This is a genomic window from Pseudomonas sp. NFACC45 (genome assembly GCF_900113505.1).
Taxonomy (GTDB): domain Bacteria; phylum Pseudomonadota; class Gammaproteobacteria; order Pseudomonadales; family Pseudomonadaceae; genus Aquipseudomonas; species Aquipseudomonas tehranensis.
Genome location: NZ_FOPO01000007.1, coordinates 222,154 through 245,990 on the forward strand (window position 1 = coordinate 222,154; position 23,837 = coordinate 245,990).

Sequence of the window (23,837 nt, forward strand, 5' to 3'; positions counted from 1 at the left end):
AAAGCAGGCTGAACGTGGTCTGCCTGATTCACCGAAGTGTCAGACCTTGGGGCTGCTGCGCAGCCCAGCGGGAGCAAGCTCTCTCGCCACAGGAGTGAGCGCTATACCGATTCAGTCCTTGCGGGCCCAGCGTGCCTGGCGCCAGGCCTGCTGCTGCGCTTGATCCTGAAAGGTCCAGGCCACGAAACGGCTCTGCTTCTGCCCCTGGGACATTTCCACGACCTGGCTGTGTAGCGCCCCGGCCTTTTTCAAGGCAGTTTGAATAGCCGGCAGGTTCGACGCCTTTGACACCAACGTGCTGAACCACAGCACTTGGCTGGCCAATTGCGCGCTTTCACGGATCAACTGCGTCACAAACCGGGCTTCTCCGCCCTCGCACCAGAGCTCCGCGGCCTGACCGCCGAAGTTCAGCACGGGCAGCTTGCGCTTCGGGTCGGCCTTGCCCAGGGCGCGCCATTTGCGCTGGCTGCCCTTGGTGGCTTCCTCCAGGGAGGCGTGGAAGGGCGGGTTGCACATTGTCAGGTCGAACCGTTCGGTCTCTTCCAGCAAACCCAGCAGGATCTGATTGCGGTTGGCCTGCTGGCGCAACTGGATGACTTTGTTCAATCCGTTGGACTGGACAATGGCTTTGGCCGAGGCAATGGCCGTCGGATCGATCTCCGAACCCAGAAAATGCCAGCGGTAATCACTGTAGCCGATCAGCGGGTACACGCAGTTGGCACCCGTGCCGATGTCCAGCACCTTCACTGCCGCACCCCGAGGGATCTCGCCATCGTTATGACTGGCGAGCAAATCGGCGAGGAAGTGCACATAGTCCGCGCGACCAGGTACCGGAGGACATAGGTAGTCGGCCGGAATGTCCCAATGGGCGATGCCGTAGAAGGACTTGAGCAGTGCCCGATTGAACACCCGCACCGCATCGGGGCTGGCGAAGTCGATGCTTTCCTTGCCGTACGGGTTGATGATCACGAACTCGGCCAATTCAGGGGTGGACTTGATCAACGCCGGGAAGTCGTAGCGGCCCTGGTGGCGGTTGCGTGGATGCAGGCTGGCCTTCTCCCGCGGCGCCACGGCTTTGGCCTCGGTGGCGGGTTTGGGCTTCTGGCGTGCAGGTCTGGGTGAACGGGGGGCAGTCATGGGCGAGTCGATTCGGGGAGGGTTCAAAAAAGTGGCGGGTATTGTCCCACATCCGGCTCCTGCGAACCCAACTGCAACGATCGGCGCGATCTACTGTGGGAGCGAGCCTGCTCGCGATAGCGGTGGGTCAGCTTGCACCAATGTTGAATGTACCGCCGTCATCGCGAGCAGGCTCGCTCTCACAGGGGGCAAGCGTGTTCACTAGAAAGTACCAGGCATAAAAAAGGAGGCCCATCCGGACCTCCTTTTTCACTGCAATCCCCGTTACAGGCTGGAGATCCGTGCATGTTGCTCGGCCAGCTTGCCCAAGGCCTGTTCAGCCTCGGCCAGTTTGGCGCGTTCCTTCTCGATGACTTCAGCCGGCGCCTTGTCCACGAAACCGGCGTTGGATAGTTTGCCGCCGACGCGCTGGACTTCGCCCTTCAAACGCAGGATTTCCTTGTCCAGGCGCGCCAGTTCGGCAGCCTTGTCGATCAGGCCGGCCATCGGCACCAGCACTTCCATCTCGCCGACCAGGGCGGTGGCGGACAGCGGCGCTTCTTCGCCAGCGGCCAGGACGGTCACCGATTCGAGCTTGGCCAGTTTCTTGAGCAGCGCTTCGTTCTCGTGGAGGCGGCGCAGGTCTTCGGTGCCGGCATTGTTCAGGAACAGGTTCAGCGGTTTGCCCGGGCCGATGTTCATTTCGGCGCGGATGTTACGCAGGCCCAGCATGAAGGTCTTGAGCCATTCGATGTCGTCTTCGGCTGCCGGATCGATGCGGGTTTCGTTGGCCACCGGCCACGGTTGCAGCATGATCGTCTTGCCTTGGGCGCCTGCCAGCGGTGCGACGCGCTGCCAGATTTCCTCGGTGATGAACGGCATGAACGGATGCGCCAGGCGCAGTGCCACTTCCAGCACCCGCACCAGGGTACGGCGGGTGCCGCGCTGGCGTTCGACCGGGGCGTTTTCGTCCCACAGCACAGGTTTGGACAGTTCCAGGTACCAGTCGCAATACTGGTTCCAGATGAACTCATACAACGCTTGTGCCGCCAGGTCGAAACGGAACTGATCGAGCTGGCGGGTCACTTCGGCTTCGGTGCGTTGCAGCTGGGAAATAATCCAGCGATCAGCCAGCGTCAGCTCAAAGGCTTCGCCGTTCTGGCCGCAGTCTTCGCCCTTGTCCAGCACGTAGCGCGCGGCGTTCCAGATCTTGTTGCAGAAGTTGCGATACCCCTCGACGCGGCCCATGTCGAACTTGATGTCACGACCGGTGGACGCCAACGAGCAGAAGGTGAAGCGCAGGGCGTCGGTGCCGTAGCTGGCGATGCCGTCGGCGAACTCTTCGCGGGTGGCCTTCTCGATCTTCTTCGCCAGTTTTGGCTGCATCAGGCCCGAAGTGCGTTTGTGCACCAGGGTTTCCAGATCGATGCCGTCGATGATGTCCAGCGGGTCCAGGACGTTGCCCTTGGACTTGGACATCTTCTGGCCCTGGCCATCGCGTACCAGACCGTGCACATAGACGGTCTTGAACGGGACTTGTGGCGTGCCGTCTTCGTTTTTCACCAGGTGCATGGTCAGCATGATCATCCGGGCGACCCAGAAGAAAATGATGTCGAAGCCGGTGACCAGTACGTCGGTGGAGTGGAATTTCTTCAGGAACTCGGTCTGCTGCGGCCAGCCCAAGGTGGAGAAGGTCCACAGGCCCGAGCTGAACCAGGTATCGAGTACGTCGTTGTCCTGCTGCAAGGCAACGTCCGGGCCGAGGTTGTGCTTGGCGCGGACTTCGGCTTCATCGCGGCCGACATAGACCTTGCCCGACTCGTCGTACCAGGCCGGGATGCGATGGCCCCACCACAGTTGGCGGCTGATGCACCAGTCCTGGATGTCACGCATCCACGAGAAGTACATGTTTTCGTATTGCTTGGGGACGAACTGGATGCGGCCATCTTCTACCGCAGCGATCGCAGGTTCGGCCAGCGGTTTGGTGGACACGTACCACTGATCGGTCAGCCACGGCTCGATGATGGTGCCGGAGCGGTCGCCTTTCGGCACTTTAAGGCCGTGATCATCAACGCTGACCAGCAGGCCGGCCGCGTCGAACGCCGCGACGATCTGCTTGCGCGCTTCGAAGCGGTCCAGGCCGGCGTATTCGGCCGGGATCTGGCCGTCGACAGTTTCGTTCAACGTGCCGTCGAGGTTGAACACTTGGGCCGCCGGCAACACGTTGGCGTTCTTGTCGAAGATGTTCAGCAGCGGCAGGTTGTGGCGCTTGCCGACTTCGTAGTCGTTGAAATCGTGGGCCGGGGTGATTTTCACGCAGCCGGTGCCGAATTCGGGGTCGCAGTAGTCATCACCGATGATCGGGATACGACGACCGACCAAGGGCAGTTCGACGAACTTGCCGATCAGGGCCTGATAGCGTTCATCGTTCGGGTTCACCGCCACGGCGGCATCGCCGAGCATGGTTTCCGGGCGCGTGGTGGCGACGATCAGGTAGTCCTTGCCTTCAGCGGTGGTTGCGCCGTCGGCCAGTGGGTATTTGAGGTTCCACAGGAAACCTTTCTCGTCGTGGTTTTCCACTTCGAGGTCGGAAATGGCGGTGTGCAGCTTGGTGTCCCAGTTGACCAGGCGCTTGCCGCGATAGATCAGGCCGTCTTCATGCAGGCGCACGAAGGCTTCTTTCACCGCTTCCGAGAGACCGTCGTCCATGGTGAAACGCTCGCGGCTCCAGTCCACGGACGAGCCCAGGCGGCGAATCTGGCGGCTGATGTTGCCACCGGACTCGTCTTTCCATTCCCAGACTTTCTCGAGGAATTTCTCGCGGCCCAGGTCATGGCGGTTCTGACCCTGGGCTTCGAGGCGACGTTCCACCAGCATCTGCGTGGCGATGCCCGCGTGGTCGGTGCCCGGCTGCCAAAGGGTGTTGCGGCCTTGCATACGGCGGAAACGGATCAGGGCATCCATGATCGCGTTGTTGAAACCGTGGCCCATGTGCAGGCTGCCGGTGACGTTCGGCGGCGGGATCATGATGGTGTAGGAATCGCCCGCGCCTTGCGGAGCGAAATAATTCTCGGACTCCCAGGTGTTGTACCAGGAAGTTTCAATGGCGTGCGGCTGGTAGGTCTTATCCATGCGCGGCGGGACCCTATTGGCATTTATTCAGGAAAAGCTGGGAAGTATAGCGGGCGGGGGAGATGCAAGCCACACGCAGCGAGCTGGAAGCGAGCAGTGATACCGATAGTTTGTGAACAGAGTTGAACAATGTGGGAGCGGGCTTGCTCGCGAAAGCGGTGTGTCAGGTATGCATGTGCCAGCTGACACACCGCTTTCGCGAGCAAGCCCGCTCCCACAGGGTTATTCGGTGGGTAGAACGGGTTACTCGTACTGACTCAGCAACCGCTCCATCCGCGCATCCAGCCGGCGCTTGATCTCGGTCTCGATGTGCGGAGCGAAGTCGTCGATGACGTCTTGCATGATCAATTGCGCGGCGGCGCGCAGTTCGCTTTCCAGGTGCAACAGGGCATCGGGGCCTTTGGCCTCGGTCTTGGGCGCTGGCTTGGGTTCGGGCTGGCCGGTGATCGGCTCGAACAGCAATGGAATCTGCTCGTCATGCTCGGGCTCGTGCTCCACCGTATCGGTCAACAGCGGTGGTTGCAGGTTGTCGTCGCCGAGCAGTTGGCGGATCGACTCGAGGTCGTCCAGCAGGTGCGTGGGCTTTTGTGGCGGTTTTGGAGTGTCCATCGTGGGCTCAGAGTCGCTGTAAACGGTGGTCTTGCAGAGGATAGCCCTGTTCGCGGTAGAAACGGAAACTCTCCCGCGCGGCTTGCCGGATGCCCGGGTCTTCCACCACCACTTCCGCCACGCGGGCGAAGCGCTGGGCAAAAGGTGGCACTTTCAGGTCAAGGTTGACCAGCAAGTCCTGGTGCTGACCGCAGTCATCCCCCAGCCCGAGCACGATCAATCCTTCGGGTTCGTTTTCGGCCGGGCCATGGGGCACGAAGCTTTCGCCCTTGAAGGCCCACAGGCGTGCATCGAGGTCATCGCGCTGGGCGGCATCGCTGCAATGCAGGTAGATGCGGTGGCCCATGCGCCAGGCCTTTTCGGTGAGCTTGCAGGCGAAATCCAGCCGCGCCGACGGATCGGCGCTGGGCAGGATGTAGAAATCGACTTTGGTCATTGCAGTTCCTGAGCCGCCATTGGCGCCGCCCGAAGGCGACGTCAACGCCGGTCATCGGTGTCAGGCCTTGGCGCGGTCCAGCAGGTACTGGGTCAGCAGGGGAACCGGGCGGCCGGTGGCGCCCTTGTCCTTGCCGCCGCTGGTCCAGGCTGTGCCGGCGATGTCCAGGTGCGCCCAGTTCAGGTTCTTGGTGAAGCGCGACAGGAAGCACGCCGCCGTGATCGTCCCGGCTTTCGGGCCGCCGATGTTGGCGATGTCGGCGAATGGGCTGTCCAGTTGCTCCTGGTATTCGTCGAACAGTGGTAACTGCCAGGCGCGGTCGTCGGCTTGCTGGCCGGCGCTGAGCAGTTGGCCGATCAGTTCGTCGTTGTTGCCCAGCAGACCCGAGGTGTGGGCGCCGAGGGCGACGACGCAGGCGCCGGTCAGGGTGGCGATGTCGATCACCGCTTGCGGCTTGAAGCGCTCGGAGTAGGTGAGGGCGTCACACAGCACCAGGCGGCCTTCGGCGTCGGTGTTGAGGATTTCCACGGTCTGGCCGCTCATGGTGGTGACGATGTCGCCCGGCCGCGAGGCGGTGCCGCTGGGCATGTTCTCGGCGCAGGCCAGGATGCACACCAGGTTGATCGGCAATTGCAGTTCGAGCACGGCGCGCAGGGTGCCGAACACGCTCGCGGCGCCGCCCATGTCGTACTTCATTTCATCCATGCCGGCGCCCGGCTTGAGGCTGATGCCGCCGGTGTCGAAGGTGATGCCCTTGCCGACCAGTGCGTACGGCTTCTCGGACTTCTTGCCACCGTTGTATTGCATGACGATCAGGCGTGGCGGCTGTGCGCTGCCCTGGCCGACGGAGTAGAACGAGCCCATGCCCAGGTCTTTGATTTTCTTCTCGTCGAAGACTTCGACTTTAAGGCCCTTGAATTCCTTGCCCAACGCCTTGGCCTGTTCACCCATGAATGTCGGGTGGCAGATGTTCGGTGGCAGGTTGCCCAGGTCGCGGGTGAAGGCCATGCCATTGGCAATCGCCGTGGCGTGGGTGACGGCGCGCTGGACTTCAGCCTGGGCGGCCTTGATGGTCAGCAGGGTGATTTTTTTCAGGGCGCGAGGTTCGGCTTTCTGGCTCTTGAACTGGTCGAACTGGTATTCGCCGTCCACCAGGGTTTCAGCCAGCAGGCGGTTTTTGCCGTAGCTGTCGCGACCCTTGACCACCAACTCGTCCAGCGCCAGGACGGCATCAGTGCCGCCCAGAGCCTTGAGGGTGCCCAGCACGCCGGCGATGATTTTACGGAACGGACGGTCTCCCAGCTCGGCGTCCTTGCCCACGCCCACCAGCAGCACGCGCTCGGCCTTGAGATTGGGCAGGTTGTGCAGCAACAGGCTCTGGCCGACTTTGCCAGCCAGGTCGCCGCGCTTGAGCACGGCGCTGATGGCGCCGCCGCACAGGGCGTCGAGTTGGGTGGCGACGACGCCGAGCTTGCGGCCTTCACCGACGGCAACCACCAGCGTGGCGGTTTTCAACGTTTCTGGGCTGACGCTTTTTACAACCAGTTCCATGTGCGGATCCCTGAATGAATGGTCAAGATGCCAGGCGCCGACACAATGGCGCGCTGAGCGAGCTTCTTCTATATAAGAGAAGCGCCGGTGCGTGCCGGCGACAAAGGCCGCAGTTTGAACCCCGGCGCCGGGGCCTGACAACCCTCGGCAACGCTAACTTTGCGGCTTTAAGCACCGGTTTAAAGCGTGCGCAGTGACAGGCGCCCCCAATCACAGGATAATGCGGCTCTTTTTTCGGCGGTTCGCCTTGGTGGGCCGGCTCGATACGTTTGCTTGTTTGGCCGCCTTAGCCTGACAACCTTGGAGTGTCTGGTTTGATCGTCTTTCGTTATCTATCCCGCGAAGTTCTGCTGACCCTGAGCGCCGTGAGCGCCGTGCTGCTGGTCATCATCATGAGCGGGCGTTTCATCAAGTACCTCGCCCAGGCGGCTTCCGGCGCGCTGGATCCGGGCTCGCTGTTCCTGATCATGGGGTTCCGCCTGCCGGGCTTTTTGCAACTGATCCTGCCGCTGGGGTTGTTCCTGGGCATTCTGCTGGCCTATGGTCGCTTGTACCTGGACAGCGAGATGACCGTGCTGTCGGCCACCGGCATGAGCCAGCAACGCCTGTTTCGCATGACCCTCTTCCCGGCCACTCTGGTGGCGCTGGTTGTGGCCTGGCTGAGCCTTAGCCTGGCGCCCCAGGGAGCCAACCAGTTCCAGATGCTGATCAACCAGCAGGACGCCCTGACCGAGTTCGATACCCTGGTGCCCGGGCGCTTCCAGGCTCTGCGCGACGGGACTCGCGTCACCTATACCGAAGAACTCTCGGAAGACCGGGTCGACCTGGGCGGCGTCTTCATTACGCAAAAAAACGTGTCTTCCGACACCAAGAAAGACCGCGGCATTTCCGTGCTGGTGGCTGAGAAGGGGCGCCAGGAAATCAACCCCGACGGCAACCGCTACCTGATCCTGGAAAACGGCTACCGCTACGACGGCAAGCCGGGGCAAGCCGATTACCGGGCCATCAAGTACGACACCTATGGTGTGTTGCTGCCCAAGCCCGAGGTCAGCGACGAAGTCACCGACCGCGATGCCATGCCCACCGCAAGTTTGCTGGGCAACGACGACATCCGGGCGCGCACTGAATTGCAATGGCGCCTTTCGCTGCCGCTGCTGGTATTCATCGTGACCCTCATGGCGGTCCCGCTGGCGCGAGTCAATCCGCGCCAGGGCCGTTTCCTCAAGCTGCTACCGGCGATTCTTCTGTATATGGCTTACCTGACCATTCTGATTTCCGCCCGTAGCGCGCTGGAGAAAGGCAAGATCCCGCCCGCGCTGGGCCTTTGGTGGGTGCATTCGATCTTCCTGGCGATTGGCCTTGGGTTGCTTTACTGGGAGCCACTGCGCCTGAAGCTGGCCAGTCGTCGCAGCGCGCTGGAGGTGGCCCGTGGTTAAACTCGATCGGTACATCGGCAGCAGTGTGTTCATGGCGATTCTCGCGGTGCTGGGGATCATTCTTGGCCTGGCGACCCTGTTCGCCTTCATCGATGAAATGGGTGACGTCAGCGACACCTATACCTTGATGGACGTGCTGAGCTACGTGCTGCTGACCGCCCCGCGGCGGCTCTACGACATGTTGCCGATGGCAGCGCTGATCGGTTGCCTGATCGGCCTGGGCAGCCTGGCGAGTAACAGCGAGCTGACCATCATGCGCGCCGCCGGTGTTTCCGTTGGTCGGATCGTCTGGGCTGTGATGAAACCGATGCTGGTACTGATGCTGGTGGGTTTGCTGGTCGGCGAATACGTTGCCCCGGCCACTGAAAACACCGCCCAGGCCAATCGTTCCCTGGCCCAGGGTGGCGGCGACGCACAAAGCGCCAAGCACGGCCTGTGGCACCGCCAGGGCGACGAGTTCATCCACATCAACTCGGTCCAGCCCAACGGTGTCCTGTACGGCGTGACCCGTTACCGCTTCGACGACCAGCGGCACATGCTGTCGTCGAGCTTCGCCAAGCGCGCCAGGTTTGTTGAAGATCACTGGCAACTGAGTGATGTCACCACCACCTTGTTCCATGACAAACGCACCGAGGTGGTCGCCGCCCCGCAAGAGCGCTGGGACGTGGCGCTGAGCCCGCAGTTGCTGAGCACCGTGGTGATGGCGCCGGATTCCCTGTCGATTACCGGCTTGTGGGGGTATATCCACTATCTGGCGGATCAGGGCTTGAACAACGGCCGCTACTGGTTGGCTTTTTGGGTCAAGGTGTTGCAGCCGCTGGTCACCGCAGCCCTGGTGCTGATGGCCATTTCCTTCATCTTCGGCCCGCTGCGTTCGGTGACCCTTGGTCAGCGAGTGTTTACCGGCGTGCTGGTGGGCTTTACCTTCCGTATTGCCCAGGACTTGCTGGGGCCGTCCAGCCTGGTATTCGGTTTCTCGCCGCTGTTTGCGGTGCTGGTGCCGGCTGGTGTCTGTGCGTTGGCCGGGTTCTGGCTGCTGCGCCGGGCGGGTTGACCCAGATTTCCTATGGTGAGCGGGCTCCTGTGGCGAGGGAGCTTGCTCCCGTTGGCCGTGTTGTAGGAGCTGTCGAGTGCAACGAGGCTGCGATCTTTCCTCAAGCACTTGAGTCTCAAGAGAACATTCAAAGATCGCAGCCTTCGGCAGCTCCTACAGAGCCCGGCGGGAGCAAGCTCCCTCGCCACACGTGCTCATCGATAGGCGAACGTGACGCTTGCACGGTCTATCAGGTACAATTCCCGGCTATTTTTCGGCGGGCCATGCCTGCAGCCTTTTTGAGTGTTGATCCGTGAGTGATTTGAGTCATATCCGCAATTTCTCCATCATCGCCCACATTGACCATGGCAAGTCGACGCTGGCTGATCGCTTCATCCAGATGTGCGGCGGCCTGGCCGAGCGTGAAATGGAAGCCCAGGTCCTGGATTCCATGGATCTGGAGCGTGAGCGCGGGATCACCATCAAGGCCCACAGCGTTACGCTCTACTACAAGGCCCGCGACGGCATTACCTATCAGTTGAATTTCATCGATACCCCGGGCCACGTCGACTTCACCTATGAAGTCAGCCGGTCGCTGGCGGCCTGTGAAGGTGCATTGCTGGTGGTCGATGCCGGCCAGGGCGTCGAGGCGCAGTCGGTTGCCAACTGCTACACGGCCATCGAGCAGGGTCTGGAAGTCATGCCGGTGCTGAACAAGATCGACCTGCCCCAGGCCGATCCGGACCGCGTGAAGGAAGAAATCGAGAAAATCATCGGCATCGATGCCACCGACGCGGTCACTTGCAGCGCCAAGACCGGCCTGGGCGTGGACGAAGTGCTCGAGCGCCTGGTGACCACCATTCCCGCGCCGACCGGCAACATCGAAGATCCGCTGCAAGCGTTGATCATCGATTCCTGGTTCGACAACTACTTGGGCGTTGTCTCTCTGGTTCGCGTGCGCCACGGCCGCGTCAAGAAGGGTGACAAGATCCTGGTCAAATCCACCGGCAAGATCCACCTGGTGGACAGCGTCGGTGTATTCAACCCGAAACACACCGCCACCGTCGACCTGAAGGCCGGTGAAGTGGGCTTCATCATCGCCGGCATCAAGGACATTCACGGTGCGCCGGTCGGTGACACCCTGACCTTGAGCTCCACCCCCGACGTCGATGTGCTGCCCGGCTTCAAGCGTATCCAGCCCCAGGTCTACGCCGGCCTGTTCCCGGTCAGCTCCGACGACTTCGAGGATTTCCGCGAAGCCCTGCAAAAGCTGACCCTGAACGACTCATCCCTGCAATACACGCCGGAAAGCTCCGATGCGCTGGGCTTCGGCTTCCGTTGCGGGTTCCTCGGCATGCTGCACATGGAGATCATCCAGGAGCGCCTGGAGCGCGAGTACGACCTGGACCTGATCACCACGGCGCCGACGGTGATTTTCGAGCTGCTGCTCAAGAACGGCGAAACCCTCTACGTCGACAACCCGTCCAAGCTGCCGGACCTGTCGGCCATCGAGGACATGCGCGAGCCGATCGTGCGGGCCAACATCCTTGTGCCTCAAGAGCACCTGGGTAACGTCATTACCCTGTGCATCGAGAAACGTGGCGTACAACACGACATGCTGTTCCTCGGCACCCAGGTCCAGGTGACCTACGACCTGCCGATGAACGAAGTGGTGCTGGACTTCTTCGATCGCCTGAAATCCACCAGTCGCGGCTATGCTTCGCTGGACTATCATTTCGATCGTTACCAATCGGCTAATCTGGTGAAGCTGGATGTGCTGATCAACGGTGAGAAGGTCGATGCCCTGGCATTGATCGTGCACCGTGACAACGCGCACTACAAAGGTCGTGCATTGACCGAGAAGATGAAGGAACTGATTCCGCGGCAGATGTTCGATGTGGCAATCCAGGCCGCCATTGGTGGGCAGATTGTGGCGCGTACAACCGTCAAGGCGCTCAGAAAGAACGTATTGGCCAAATGCTATGGCGGCGACGTCAGCCGTAAGCGCAAGCTGTTGGAAAAGCAGAAGGCCGGTAAAAAACGCATGAAGCAGGTCGGTAACGTGGAAATTCCACAGGAAGCCTTCCTTGCGGTGCTCAGGTTGGATAGTTAGGTCCTATGTCGCTAAATTTCCCGCTGTTGCTGGTTATCGCCGTGTTCGTCTGCGGCCTGTTGGCGTTGCTTGATTTGTTGTTCCTGGCGCCGCGGCGCCGGGCTGCCATCGCCTCCTATCAGGGCAGCGTCAGCCAGCCTGATGGGGTGGTGGTCGAAAAACTCAACAAGGAACCGCTGCTGGTCGAATACGGCAAGTCGTTCTTTCCGGTGTTGTTCATCGTACTGGTGCTGCGCTCGTTCCTGGTGGAACCGTTCCAGATCCCGTCCGGCTCGATGAAACCGACCCTGGATGTGGGCGATTTCATCCTGGTGAACAAGTTCTCCTACGGGATCCGCTTGCCGGTGATCGACAAGAAGGTCATCGAAATCGGTGACCCGCAACGCGGCGATGTCATGGTGTTCCGCTTTCCAAGCGATCCGAGCGTCAACTACATCAAGCGTGTGGTCGGCTTGCCGGGAGACAAGATTCGCTACAGCGCCGACAAGCGCCTGTTCGTCAATGGCGAGCCAGTGGCCGAGCAATTGATCGGTTCCGAGCCGGGCACGCTGGGCAGCGCTGAGCTCTACCAGGAAAAACTCGGCGAGGCCGAACACCTGATCCGCAAGGAAATGAGCCGCTACCGCGCCGCGCCGGACCGTTCGTGGACGGTGCCGGCCGGGCACTATTTCATGATGGGCGACAACCGCGACAACTCCAACGACAGCCGGTACTGGGATGATCCGAACATTCCCAAGGACATGCTGGGCATGGTCCCCGACCGTAATATCGTCGGCAAGGCCTTTGCGGTCTGGATGAGCTGGCCGGAACCCAAACTCAGTCACCTGCCGAATTTCTCGCGGGTTGGCCTGATCAAGTAATCACACACGGCGCTGTTGAACACAGCGCCGAATGCATTTCTGGAGCCTGTACAAGGTTGCCCGAAGGCATGAAGCCAACGATAGTCAGGACGTCATTTTTGAACACAGCGTTAATTGTCCCAAGCCAACGGCGCTTCGCGGCCGTGGTGGTGGAATCCAGCCACGAACTCAGCGTGGGTAAACCGTGAGCGTTTCTCTAAGCCGTCTCGAGCGTCAGCTCGGCTACACTTTCAAGGATCAGGAGCTGATGCTTCTGGCGCTCACTCACCGCAGTTTTGCCGGGCGCAACAACGAACGCCTGGAATTCCTGGGTGATGCCATCCTCAACTTCGTGGCTGGCGAGGCGTTGTTCGAACGCTTCCCGCTGGCTCGGGAAGGCCAGTTGTCGCGTTTGCGCGCGCGCCTGGTCAAAGGTGAGACCCTGGCCGTGCTGGCCCGCGGTTTCGACCTGGGTGAGTACCTGCGCCTGGGCTCCGGTGAATTGAAGAGCGGCGGTTTCCGTCGTGAGTCGATTCTGGCCGATGCCCTGGAAGCGCTGATTGGCGCGATCTACCTGGACGCCGGCATGGAAATGGCGCGCGAGCGCGTGCTGGCCTGGCTGACCTCCGAGATCGACAGCCTGACGCTGGTGGACACCAACAAGGACCCGAAAACCCGTTTGCAGGAATTCCTGCAGTCGCGCAGTTGCGAGTTGCCGCGTTACGAAGTGGTGGATATCCAGGGCGAGCCGCATTGCCGAACCTTCTTCGTCGAATGCGAAGTGGTCTTATTGAATGAAAAAAGCCGGGGTCAGGGTGTGAGTCGTCGTATTGCCGAACAGGTAGCGGCCGCCGCAGCACTGATAGCCCTGGGCGTGGAGAATGGCAATGACTGATACAACCGTCACCCGCTGCGGCTATGTCGCCATTGTCGGTCGGCCGAACGTGGGCAAGTCCACGCTGCTCAATCACATTCTGGGCCAGAAGCTGGCGATCACTTCGCGCAAGCCCCAGACCACCCGCCACAACATGCTGGGTATCAAGACCGAAGGCGCCGTCCAGGCGATCTACGTCGATACTCCCGGCATGCACAAGGGCGGCGAAAAAGCGCTGAACCGCTACATGAACAAGACCGCTTCGGCGGCGCTGAAAGACGTCGACGTGGTGATTTTCGTGGTCGATCGCACCAAGTGGACCGAAGAAGACCAGATGGTTCTCGAACGTGTCCAGTACGTGACCGGTCCGCTGATCGTGGCACTGAACAAGACCGACCGCATCGAAGACAAGGCTGAGCTGATGCCGCACCTGAGCTGGTTGCAGGAGCAGTTGCCGAACGCTCAGATCATGCCCATCTCGGCCCAGCATGGTCACAACCTCGATGCGCTGGAGCGGGTGATCGCCGAGCACCTGCCGGAAAACGATCACTTCTTCCCCGAAGACCAGATCACGGACCGCAGCAGCCGCTTCCTGGCCGCCGAACTGGTGCGCGAGAAAATCATGCGCCAACTGGGCGCTGAGCTGCCGTACCAGATCACCGTGGAAATCGAAGAGTTCAAGCAGCAGGGCAAGACCCTGCACATCCATGCGCTGATCCTCGTCGAACGCGACGGCCAGAAAAAAATCATCATTGGCGACAAGGGCGAGCGTATCAAGCGCATCGGCACCGAGGCGCGCAAAGACATGGAGCTGCTGTTCGACTCCAAGATCATGCTCAACCTGTGGGTCAAGGTGAAGGGCGGTTGGTCCGACGATGAGCGGGCGCTGCGGTCGTTGGGTTACGGCGACCTGTAACCCTTTACTTGAGTACATGAATTCCATTGTGGGAGCGAGCCTCCTCGCGATAGCGGTCTGTCAGTCAACATCTCTGTTGAATATCAGTCCCTCATCGCGAGCAGGCTCGCTCCCACAGTGGTTTGTGGTCGTCAGTAAAACTGCGTTTACTCATTGAGAGCTGCGATTCCATGCCACCAACCCAACCCACCGCCCAACCCGCCTACGTCCTGCACTCGCGTGCCTACCGCGAAAGCAGCGCCCTGGTGGACTTCCTCACGCCCCAGGGGCGGTTGCGGGCGGTGTTGCGTGGGGCCCGGGGCAAGGCCGGGACGCTGGCCCGGCCGTTCGTGCCGCTGGAGGTCGAATTCCGGGGGCGGGGCGAGTTGAAGAATGTCGGGCGCATGGAAAGCAACGGTGTGGCGGCCTGGCTTAATGGCGAGGCGTTGTTCAGCGGCCTGTATCTCAATGAGCTGCTGATCCGCTTGCTGCCCGCCGAAGACCCCCATCCCGCAGTGTTCGATCACTATGCCGCCACGCTATTGGCCCTGGCCGAAGGTCGTCCTCTGGAACCGCTGTTGCGTTCCTTCGAATGGCGGCTACTGGACGATCTGGGCTACGGCTTCGCCCTGAACACCGACCTGCATGGCGAGCCCATCGCTGCGGATGGTCTGTATCGCCTGCAGGTGGATGCAGGCCTGGAACAGGTCTACCTGCTGCAACCCGGGTTATTCAATGGCACCGAACTTCTGGCCATGGCCGAGGCCGACTGGAGCGCGCCGGGCGCGCTCTCGGCGGCCAAGCGTCTGATGCGCCAGGCTTTGGCGGTTCATTTGGGTGGTCGGCCGCTGGTCAGTCGCGAGCTGTTTCGCAAGCCTTGATCAACCCGTATGCTGTGGGCTGACTATTTGTCCATTCAGGAGTCTTTTCGTGAGCACCAGCAATCGCATTCTTCTCGGCGTGAACATCGACCATGTTGCCACCCTGCGCCAGGCCCGCGGTACGCGCTACCCGGATCCGGTCAAGGCCGCACTGGACGCCGAAGAGGCGGGCGCCGATGGCATCACCGTGCATTTGCGTGAAGACCGTCGCCACATCCAGGAGCGCGACGTACTGCTGCTCAAGGATGTGCTGCAAACCCGCATGAACTTCGAAATGGGCGTGACCGAAGAAATGATGGCGTTCGCTGAGCACATTCGCCCGGCGCACATTTGCCTGGTGCCCGAGACGCGTCAGGAATTGACCACCGAAGGCGGTTTGGACGTGGCAGGGCAGGAGGCGCGGATCAGCCTGGCGGTGGAGCGACTATCAAAAACCGGCGCTGAAGTGTCGCTGTTCATCGACGCCGACGAGCGGCAGATCGCAGCCGCCAAGCGTGTCGGCGCGCCGGCCATCGAATTGCACACCGGCCGTTACGCCGATGCCGAAACGCCCACGGACGTGGCCGATGAGTTGCAGCGAGTGGCCGATGGCGTCGCCTTCGGCCTGGCCCAGGGCCTGATCGTCAACGCCGGCCATGGCTTGCATTACCACAACGTCGAAGCCGTCGCGGCGATCAAGGGCATCAACGAACTGAACATCGGCCATGCACTGGTGGCCCATGCGCTGTTTGTCGGGTTCAAGTCGGCGGTTGCTGAAATGAAAGCGCTGATCCTGGCTGCCGCCAAACCCTGAGCCGCTACAAATTCCAATGGTGGCAAGGAGATTCAGCGAAACTGGACCTTGTAGGAGCTGGCGAAGCCTGCGATCTTTTGATCTTGTTCTTTCGTTCTAGACCCGATTGACCATCGAAAGATCGCAGCCTCATTCCACTCGGCAGCTCCTACAGGGGTGAGCAGTGCGGGATTGTTTCTGGCGTCAGAGCGGCGGGGTTTCCGGATTCGGCTTGCTCTTGTCGACACCCGGCACGTGCAGGTTGCCCTCGGCCACCTGGTCGCCTTCGAGCTGTGGCTGTGTGACCCAGGTCAGGATGTCGTAGTAGCGACGGATGTTCGCCACGAAATGCACCGGTTCACCGCCCCGGGCGTAGCCGTAGCGGGTTTTGCTGTACCACTTCTTCTGGGAAAGGCGCGGCAGGATCTTCTTCACATCCAGCCACTTGTTCGGATTCAACCCTTCCTTGGCCGCCAGTTTGCGAGCGTCATCCAGGTGACCGCCACCCACGTTATAGGCGGCGAGGGCGAACCAGGTGCGGTCCGGCTCCTCGATGCTCTCGTCCAGTTGTTCCTTTATATAAGCCAGGTACTTGGCGCCACCCATGATGCTCTGCTTGGGGTCCAGGCGATTGGATACACCCATGGCCTGAGCGGTGTTCTGGGTCAGCATCATCAGGCCGCGCACACCGGTCTTGGACGTGACCGTCGGCTGCCACAGTGATTCCTGGTAACCGATGGCCGCCAACAGGCGCCAGTCGACTTTTTCAGCCTTGGCGTAACTCTTGAAATGCTTCTCGTACTTGGGCAGACGCTGCTGCAAATGCTGGGCGAAGGTGTAGGCGCCGACATAACCCAGAACATCAACGTGCCCGTAGTAGCGGTCCTTCAGGCGTTGCAGGGTGCCATTCTTCTGCACTTTGTCCAGGTAGGCGTTGATTTCGTTGAGCAGGCTGTTGTCTTCGCCGGGGGCCACGGCCCAGCTCTGGTCGCTGGCATCGCCCAGGTCGAAAGCGACCCGCACGTTGGGGAAGTAAACCTGGTTCATTGCCACTTCGTTGGAATCCACCAGCGTCAGGTCGATCTGACCTTCATCCACCATGCGCAGCAGGTCGACGACTTCTACCGCGTCGGATTCTTCGTACTCAATGCCGGGATATTTCTGTTTCAACTGCGCCAATTGTTCGGCGTGGGTGCTGCCCTTGAGCACCATGATCTTCTTGCCCGCCAGGGCGGCCGGGTCGGTGGGGCGCGACTGGCCGTTGCGGTAGATGATTTGTGGGGTAACTTCGAGGTAAGAGTGGGAAAACCGCACCTGGCTCTTGCGTTTTTCGCTGCTGACCAGGCCGGCGGCGGCCAATACCGGGCCGTTGGGCTTGCCCAACTGGGTGAAAAGGTCATCGAGGTTGTCGGCGGTCTCGATTTTCAGCTCCACCCCCAAATCGTCGGCGAAACGCTTCACCAGCTCGTATTCGAAGCCGGTTTCACCGTTGCGATCCTGGAAGTAGGTGGCAGGGCTGTTTCGGGTAACCACCCGCAGCACGCCATCCTCCTTCACGCGCTCCAGTGTGTTGGGTTTCTCAACACAACCACTGAGCACCAGGAAGAGTCCGGTTGCGATCAGCCACTTGGCGTATCGCGGACGCAAAGCCGTTGGGGAAAACATCTGCGCAGTATACGCAAACGGCCCCGACCGCCATATCTCGACAGCAGAAGGCCAGTCTGCTAGCGGTTGCAAAACATGTCCGCAACACAAGCGGGCCGGGGTGTGCCGTGTTTTGCCTCGATGAAAAATATCTCGGTACGACCGTGCAAACGGGGGCCGGGAGAGCTGTTCCAGTAAAGACCGACATTCGGCCAGCATCGTACGTGCCGTTTCGGGTGCCGTCGCCAGCGGTTTAGGCTAGAATGCACGGCCTCAAAGCACACCCCTTCCCGAGGCTGTCCCGAAGATGTTGATCCTGCGCGGCGCTCCTGCCCTTTCTGCCTTTCGCCACAGCAAACTCCTTGAGCAACTGAGCCAGAAGGTCCCGGCTGTCAGTGGCTTGTATGCTGAATTCGCTCACTTCGCCGAAGTCACCGGCGGTTTGACCGGCGACGAACAGCAGGTGCTCGCGCGCCTTCTGAAGTACGGTCCCAGTGTTCCCGTCCAGGAGCCGACCGGTCGTCTGTTCCTGGTGCTGCCACGGTTCGGCACCATTTCGCCATGGTCGAGCAAGGCCAGCGACATCGCCCGCAACTGCGGCCTGGCGAAAATCCAGCGCCTGGAGCGCGGCATTGCCTTTTATGTTGCCGGTGAGTTCAGCGAGGCCGAGGCCCAACTGATCGCCGAGGGCCTGCATGACCGCATGACCCAGATCGTCCTGGGCAACCTGGAGCAGGCCGCGGGCCTGTTCAGCCATGCCGAGCCAAAACCGCTGACCGCCATCGATGTGCTGGGCGGCGGCCGTGCCGCACTGGAAAAAGCCAACGCCGAACTGGGTCTGGCCCTGGCCGAAGACGAGATCGATTACCTGGTCAACGCCTTCCAGGGCTTGAAGCGCAACCCCCACGACATCGAACTGATGATGTTCGCCCAGGCCAACTCCGAGCACTGCCGGCACAAGATCTTCAACGCCAGTTGGGACATTGACGGCCAGAGCCAGGAAAAAAGCCTGTTCGGCATGATCAAGAACACCTATCAGATGCACAACGAAGGTGTACTGTCGGCCTACAAGGACAACGCCGCGGTGATCGTCGGCAACGTCGCTGGACGTTTCTACCCGAACCCTGAGACCCGCCAGTATGGTGCGGTCCAGGAGCCGGTGCACATCCTGATGAAGGTCGAGACCCACAACCACCCGACCGCCATTGCCCCGTTCCCGGGCGCGTCCACCGGTTCCGGTGGCGAGATTCGCGACGAAGGCGCCACCGGTCGCGGCGCCAAGCCCAAAGCCGGCCTGACCGGTTTCACCGTGTCGAACCTGCAGATCCCGGGCTTCGAACAGCCGTGGGAAAAGCCGTATGGCAAGCCCGAGCGCATCGTCAACGCCCTGGACATCATGATCGAAGGTCCTCTTGGGGGCGCAGCGTTCAACAACGAATTCGGCCGTCCGGCCCTGACCGGTTACTTCCGTACCTTCGAGCAATCCATCACCACCCCTCGCGGTGAAGAAGTGCGCGGCTACCACAAGCCGATCATGCTTGCCGGCGGCATGGGCAACATCCGCGCCGAACACGTGCAGAAAGGCGAAATCCTGGTTGGCTCCAAGCTGATCGTCCTCGGCGGCCCGGCCATGCTGATCGGCCTGGGTGGCGGCGCGGCTTCCTCCATGGCCACCGGCACCAGTTCGGCGGACCTGGACTTCGCTTCGGTCCAGCGGGAAAACCCGGAAATGGAACGCCGTTGCCAGGAAGTCATCGACCGTTGCTGGCAGCTGGGTGAACACAACCCCATCAGCTTCATCCATGACGTCGGCGCGGGCGGCCTGTCCAACGCTTTCCCGGAGCTGGTCAACGACGGTGGCCGTGGTGGCCGCTTCGAACTGCGCAACATTCCGAACGACGAGCCGGGCATGGCCCCGCACGAAATCTGGAGCAACGAATCCCAGGAACGTTACGTCCTGGCGGTCGGCCCGGCCGACTTCGAGCGTTTCCAGGCCATTTGCGAACGCGAGCGCTGCCCGTTCGCCGTGGTCGGCGAAGCCACCGCCGAGCCGCAACTGACCGTCACCGACAGCCACTTCGGCAACAGCCCGGTGGACATGCCACTGGAAGTGCTGCTGGGCAAGGCCCCGCGCATGCACCGTTCGGCGGTTCGTGAAGCCGAGCTGGGCGATGACTTCGATCCGTCCACCCTGGACATCGCCGACTCCATCGAGCGCGTCCTGCATCACCCGGCCGTGGCGAGCAAAAGCTTCCTGATCACCATCGGCGACCGCACCATCACCGGCCTCGTGGCCCGTGATCAGATGGTCGGCCCGTGGCAGGTGCCGGTGGCTGACGTGGCCGTGACCGCCACCAGCTTCGACGTCTACACCGGCGAAGCCATGGCCATGGGTGAGCGCACGCCGCTGGCGCTGCTGGACGCTCCGGCGTCGGGCCGCATGGCGATTGGCGAGACCCTGACCAACATCGCGGCCTCGCGTATCGGCAAGATCTCCGACATCAAGCTGTCGGCCAACTGGATGTCCGCCGCCGGTCACCCGGGTGAAGACGCCCGCCTGTACGACACCGTCAAGGCCGTCGGCATGGAGCTGTGCCCGGAGCTGGGCATCACCATTCCGGTGGGCAAGGACTCCATGTCCATGGCCACGCGCTGGAACGACGAAGGCGTGGACAAGAGCGTGACCTCGCCGCTGTCGCTGATCGTGACTGGTTTTGCTCCAGTTACCGACATCCGCCAGACCCTGACCCCGCAACTGCGCATGGACAAGGGCACCACCGATCTGATCCTGATTGACCTGGGCCGTGGCCAGAACCGTATGGGCGCCTCGATCCTCGCCCAGGTGCACGGCAAGCTCGGTTCGCAAGCGCCGGACGTCGATGAGGCCGAAGACCTGAAAGCGTTCTTCGCCGTCATCCAGGGCCTCAACGCTGACGGTCACCTGCTGGCCTACCACGACCGTTCCGACGGCGGTTTGCTGACCACTGTGGTGGAAATGGCTTTCGCCGGCCATTGCGGCCTGAGCCTGACCCTCGACAGCGTTGCCGAATCCACGGCTGAAATCCCGGCCATCCTGTTCAACGAAGAACTGGGTGCGGTGATCCAGGTTCGCCAGGATGCCACCCCGGACATCCTCGCCCAGTTCAGCGCAGCTGGCCTGGCCGACTGCGTCTCGGTGATCGGCCAGCCGATCAACAACGCCCACATCAACATCACCTTCAACGGCGACACCGTCTTCGAAGGCCAGCGTCGCCTGTTGCAGCGCCAGTGGGCGGAAACCAGCTACCAGATCCAGCGCCTGCGCGACAATGCCGACTGCGCCGAGCAGGAATTCGACGCACTGCTGGAAGAAGATAACCCAGGCCTGAGCGCCAAGCTCAGCTACGACGTCAACCACGACGTGGCCGCGCCTTACATCAAGAAAGGCATTCGCCCACAAGTGGCGGTACTGCGTGAGCAGGGCGTCAACGGCCAGGTGGAAATGGCCGCGGCGTTCGACCGTGCCGGCTTCAACGCGATCGACGTGCACATGAGCGATATCCTGGCCGGCCGTGTCGACTTGAACGACTTCAAGGGCATGGTCGCGTGTGGCGGTTTCTCCTACGGCGACGTGCTGGGGGCCGGTGAAGGCTGGGCCAAGTCGGCACTGTTCAACAGCCGCGCCCGCGACGCGTTCCAGGGCTTCTTCGAACGCACCGACAGTTTCACCCTCGGCGTGTGCAACGGTTGCCAGATGATGTCCAACCTGCATGAACTGATCCCGGGCAGCGAGTTCTGGCCGCACTTCGTGCGCAACCGTTCCGAGCAGTTCGAAGCGCGCGTGGCGATGGTCCAGGTGCAGGAGTCGAACTCGATTTTCCTGCAGGGCATGGCCGGTTCGCGTATGCCGATCGCCATCGCCCACGGCGAAGGCCATGCCGAATTCGAAAGCGAAGAAGCCTTGCTCGAAGCCGATTTGTCCGGTTGCGTGTCGCTGCGGTTTGTCGACAACCACGGCAAGGTCACCGAAACCTACCCGGCTAACCCGAACGGCTCGCCGCGCGGGATCACCGGCCTGACCAGCCGCGACGGCCGCGTCACGATCATGATGCCGCACCCGGAACGCGTATTCCGCGCGGTGCAGAACTCGTGGCGTTCGGACGACTGGAACGAAGACGCGCCATGGATGCGCATGTTCCGCAACGCGCGCGTCTGGGTGAACTAAGGCGGTGTACAAGCTCTGCTTCTTCGTCCCGGCCAGCCATGTGGACGTGGTCAAAAGCGCCGTATTTGCTGCCGGCGGCGGGCGAATCGGCGACTATGACCACTGCGCCTGGCAAGTGTTGGGCCTGGGCCAGTTCCGCCCCTTGGACGGCAGCCAGCCGTTCATTGGCGAGGTGGGTCAGGTCGAGCAGGTCGAGGAGTGGAAAGTGGAGCTTGTCGTTGCCGATGAGCTGATTCGTGGAGTGGTGGACGCGCTGAAACAGAGCCATCCCTACGAAACGCCGGCGTATGAAGTGTGGCGGTTGGAGGATTTTTGATCCTCTGGCCGCTGAAATGAAAAACCCGCTGATTGAATCAGCGGGTTTTTTATTGGGCGGGGATAAAGCCTATTCCCTATATATACAAAACTCCTGTGGCGAGGGGATTTATCCCCGCTGGGCTGCGCAGCAGCCCCCAAGCAGACAGACTCAATTTACCTGACACACCGAAGCGCCGGGTTTTAGGGCTGCTGCGCAGCCCAGCGGGGATAAATCCCCTCGCCACAGAGATTGGGGCTAGGCTTTTACATCCGCCTGACGGCTCAGCACCATCCGCTCCAACGCCTGCCACAACCCCGGCGCTTTCTCCCCTAGCAACAGGTGCCAAACACCGCCTTCCAGCGGGCTGACCCCCTGGCACCCCAGCGCCCTGAGTCCGCTTTCCGACAACCCTTTGCCATCGGCCAGGCGCACGCGCAACCGGCTCATCGCCACGCAATCGAGTTGCAACACATTGCCACCGCCCCCCAGCGCATCCAGCCACTGTTGCGCTTCGGTCCCGGACACGCTGGTCGCTGTGACCGGTTCAACCACCGTGGCCACGGGCGCAGCGGCAGGGCGGTCGGAGGAGGGCAGGGCCAGGCGGATTTCATCGGCGATGCTGTCGGCCATCGGGCCCACCACCACCTGCAAACTTCCGCCATTGCCTGGACGCACCACGGCCATGGCGCCCAGGGCCTTGAGCTGCGTATCGGACGCCTTGTTGCGATCCACCATGTCCAACCGCAGGCGCGTGGTGCAGGCGCCGACGGTGATCAGGTTATCGGCGCCGCCGAGTGCTTCGATATAGGCTTCGGCCCGTTGGTTCTGGGCGATGACCGGTTTCTCGCCCGCTGGCACTTCTTCACGCCCTGGGGTCTTCAGGTCGAAGCGGCGGATGCAGAAGTCGAACACCGTGTAATAGATCACCGCATAGACCAGCCCGACCGGCACCACCAGCCAGCCGTTATTCGACTTGCCCCAGCCGAGCACCATGTCGATGAAGCCGCCGGAGAAGGTAAAACCCAGGCGGATGTTCAGCCAATCGGTGATCGCCATCGACAGCCCGGTGAGCAAGGCATGCAACAGGAACAGCAGCGGCGCGAGGAACATGAAGGCGAATTCTACCGGCTCGGTGACCCCTGTGAGGAACGAGGTCAGGGCCATGGATAGCAGAATCCCGCCCATGACTTTGCGCCGCTGGGGCAGGGCATTACGGTACATCGCCAGGCACGCGGCGGGCAGGCCGAAGAGCATCACCGGGAACATGCCGGTCATGAACTGGCCGCCATTCGGGTCGCCGGCAAAGTAGCGGGTCAGGTCGCCGGTGACCACCGCACCGGTGGCGGGGTCGGTGAAGCTGCCGAAGATGAACCAGGCCATATTATTGAGGATGTGATGCAGGCCGGTGACGATCAGCAGCCGGTTGAACACGCCGAATACGAAAGCACCGAGACTGCCACTTTCCATCAGCAAGGCACCGAAACTGTTGATGCCCTGCTGAATCGGCGGCCAGATCAGGCCAAACACCACCCCCAGGCCCACGGCGCTGAAGCCGGTGACAATCGGCACGAAACGCCGTCCGCCAAAGAACGCCAGGTATTCGGGCAACTTGATGTCTTTGAAACGGTTGTACAGCGCGCCGGCCAACAAGCCACTGATGATCCCGGCGAGCATGCCCATGTTGATGCTGGCATCGAGCACCTTCAAGGTGGCGATCATCACCAGATAGCCGATGGCCCCGGCCAACCCCGCCGTCCCGTTGTTGTCCCGGGCGAAGCCCACGGCGATGCCGATGGCGAAGATCATCGGCAGGTTGGCAAAAATCGCCTGGCCGGCATCGTGGATGATGGCGATGTTCAATAGATCGGTGTCGCCCAGGCGCAGCAGCAAGCCGGCGATGGGCAGGATCGCGATGGGCAGCATCAATGCCCGGCCGAGGCGTTGCAGCCCTTCGATGAAATGCTGGTACATGGCGTCTCTCCCTTTATTGTTCTTCGACGTAGC

At 61.5% G+C, this 23,837-nt stretch carries 17 protein-coding genes; 10 read left to right on the forward strand and 7 right to left on the reverse strand.

Annotated features, from left to right (window positions below; genetic code table 11):
• Positions 1–111: 111 nt before the first annotated feature.
• From rlmF to BM132_RS15220, 5 genes are all read right to left on the reverse strand, one after another.
• Positions 112–1,137, reverse strand: coding sequence for a 23S rRNA (adenine(1618)-N(6))-methyltransferase RlmF (gene rlmF / locus BM132_RS15195; protein WP_092456351.1), 1,026 nt, complete (start codon positions 1,135–1,137; stop codon positions 112–114).
• A 264-nt stretch (positions 1,138–1,401) separates the two neighbouring features.
• A complete protein-coding gene (locus tag BM132_RS15205) occupies positions 1,402–4,248 on the reverse strand; it encodes a valine--tRNA ligase (RefSeq protein ID WP_092393645.1) in 2,847 nt (948 codons plus the stop codon).
• A 243-nt stretch (positions 4,249–4,491) separates the two neighbouring features.
• Positions 4,492–4,857, reverse strand: coding sequence for a DNA polymerase III subunit chi (locus BM132_RS15210; protein WP_092456357.1), 366 nt, complete (start codon positions 4,855–4,857; stop codon positions 4,492–4,494).
• A 7-nt stretch (positions 4,858–4,864) separates the two neighbouring features.
• Entirely contained in the window at positions 4,865–5,293 is a 429-nt protein-coding gene (locus tag BM132_RS15215) for a DNA polymerase III subunit chi (protein WP_047228876.1), read from the reverse strand.
• A 60-nt stretch (positions 5,294–5,353) separates the two neighbouring features.
• Complete coding sequence (locus BM132_RS15220) at positions 5,354–6,844, reverse strand: leucyl aminopeptidase (protein ID WP_092456360.1); 1,491 nt, start codon at positions 6,842–6,844, stop codon at positions 5,354–5,356.
• Positions 6,845–7,158: 314 nt separating this feature from the next.
• Here BM132_RS15220 and lptF point away from each other — a divergent pair, with 314 nt between their 5' ends.
• The 8 genes from lptF (at position 7,159) to pdxJ (ending at position 15,708) form a co-directional block, all read left to right on the forward strand.
• Positions 7,159–8,280, forward strand: a complete 1,122-nt coding sequence (gene lptF, locus BM132_RS15225) for an LPS export ABC transporter permease LptF (RefSeq protein ID WP_092393636.1) — start codon at positions 7,159–7,161, stop codon at positions 8,278–8,280.
• Positions 8,273–9,334 (forward strand): LPS export ABC transporter permease LptG, encoded by a 1,062-nt coding sequence (lptG, locus tag BM132_RS15230; RefSeq protein WP_092393633.1) that lies wholly within the window; start codon positions 8,273–8,275, stop codon positions 9,332–9,334. The genes lptF and lptG overlap by 8 nt, the downstream gene beginning before the upstream one ends.
• Positions 9,335–9,626: 292 nt before the next feature.
• On the forward strand, positions 9,627–11,426 hold the full coding sequence (gene lepA, locus BM132_RS15235) for a translation elongation factor 4 (RefSeq protein ID WP_058544099.1): 1,800 nt from the start codon (positions 9,627–9,629) through the stop codon (positions 11,424–11,426).
• Between the two features lie 5 nt (positions 11,427–11,431).
• A complete protein-coding gene (lepB, locus tag BM132_RS15240) occupies positions 11,432–12,286 on the forward strand; it encodes a signal peptidase I (RefSeq protein ID WP_092456362.1) in 855 nt (284 codons plus the stop codon).
• A 184-nt stretch (positions 12,287–12,470) separates the two neighbouring features.
• Entirely contained in the window at positions 12,471–13,160 is a 690-nt protein-coding gene (rnc, locus tag BM132_RS15245) for a ribonuclease III (RefSeq protein WP_047228882.1), read from the forward strand.
• Positions 13,153–14,055 (forward strand): GTPase Era, encoded by a 903-nt coding sequence (gene era / locus BM132_RS15250; protein ID WP_047228883.1) that lies wholly within the window; start codon positions 13,153–13,155, stop codon positions 14,053–14,055. The genes rnc and era overlap by 8 nt, the downstream gene beginning before the upstream one ends.
• 170 nt (positions 14,056–14,225) lie before the next feature.
• Positions 14,226–14,915 carry a DNA repair protein RecO gene (recO, locus tag BM132_RS15255; protein WP_076383636.1) on the forward strand — a complete coding sequence of 230 codons (690 nt, stop codon included), beginning with the start codon at positions 14,226–14,228 and terminating at the stop codon, positions 14,913–14,915.
• A gap of 49 nt (positions 14,916–14,964) precedes the next feature.
• Positions 14,965–15,708 carry a pyridoxine 5'-phosphate synthase gene (gene pdxJ, locus BM132_RS15260; RefSeq protein WP_092456365.1) on the forward strand — a complete coding sequence of 248 codons (744 nt, stop codon included), beginning with the start codon at positions 14,965–14,967 and terminating at the stop codon, positions 15,706–15,708.
• Between the two features lie 183 nt (positions 15,709–15,891).
• Here the strand turns inward: pdxJ and mltF are convergent, their stop codons facing one another.
• Positions 15,892–17,352 carry a membrane-bound lytic murein transglycosylase MltF gene (gene mltF, locus BM132_RS15265; RefSeq protein ID WP_092393621.1) on the reverse strand — a complete coding sequence of 487 codons (1,461 nt, stop codon included), beginning with the start codon at positions 17,350–17,352 and terminating at the stop codon, positions 15,892–15,894.
• A 286-nt stretch (positions 17,353–17,638) separates the two neighbouring features.
• Between mltF and purL the strand changes: the two genes are divergently transcribed.
• The gene (gene purL, locus BM132_RS15270; protein ID WP_092456368.1) at positions 17,639–21,535 is read left to right on the forward strand and encodes a phosphoribosylformylglycinamidine synthase; all 3,897 of its coding nucleotides are present in this window, start codon (positions 17,639–17,641) and stop codon (positions 21,533–21,535) included.
• Positions 21,536–21,539: 4 nt separating this feature from the next.
• Entirely contained in the window at positions 21,540–21,851 is a 312-nt protein-coding gene (locus tag BM132_RS15275) for a YqfO family protein (protein WP_092456371.1), read from the forward strand.
• Positions 21,852–22,088: 237 nt separating this feature from the next.
• On the opposite strand, the gene nagE is transcribed toward BM132_RS15275, so the two are convergent.
• Entirely contained in the window at positions 22,089–23,804 is a 1,716-nt protein-coding gene (gene nagE / locus BM132_RS15280) for an N-acetylglucosamine-specific PTS transporter subunit IIBC (protein ID WP_092456374.1), read from the reverse strand.
• Between the last annotated feature and the right edge of the window lie 33 nt (positions 23,805–23,837).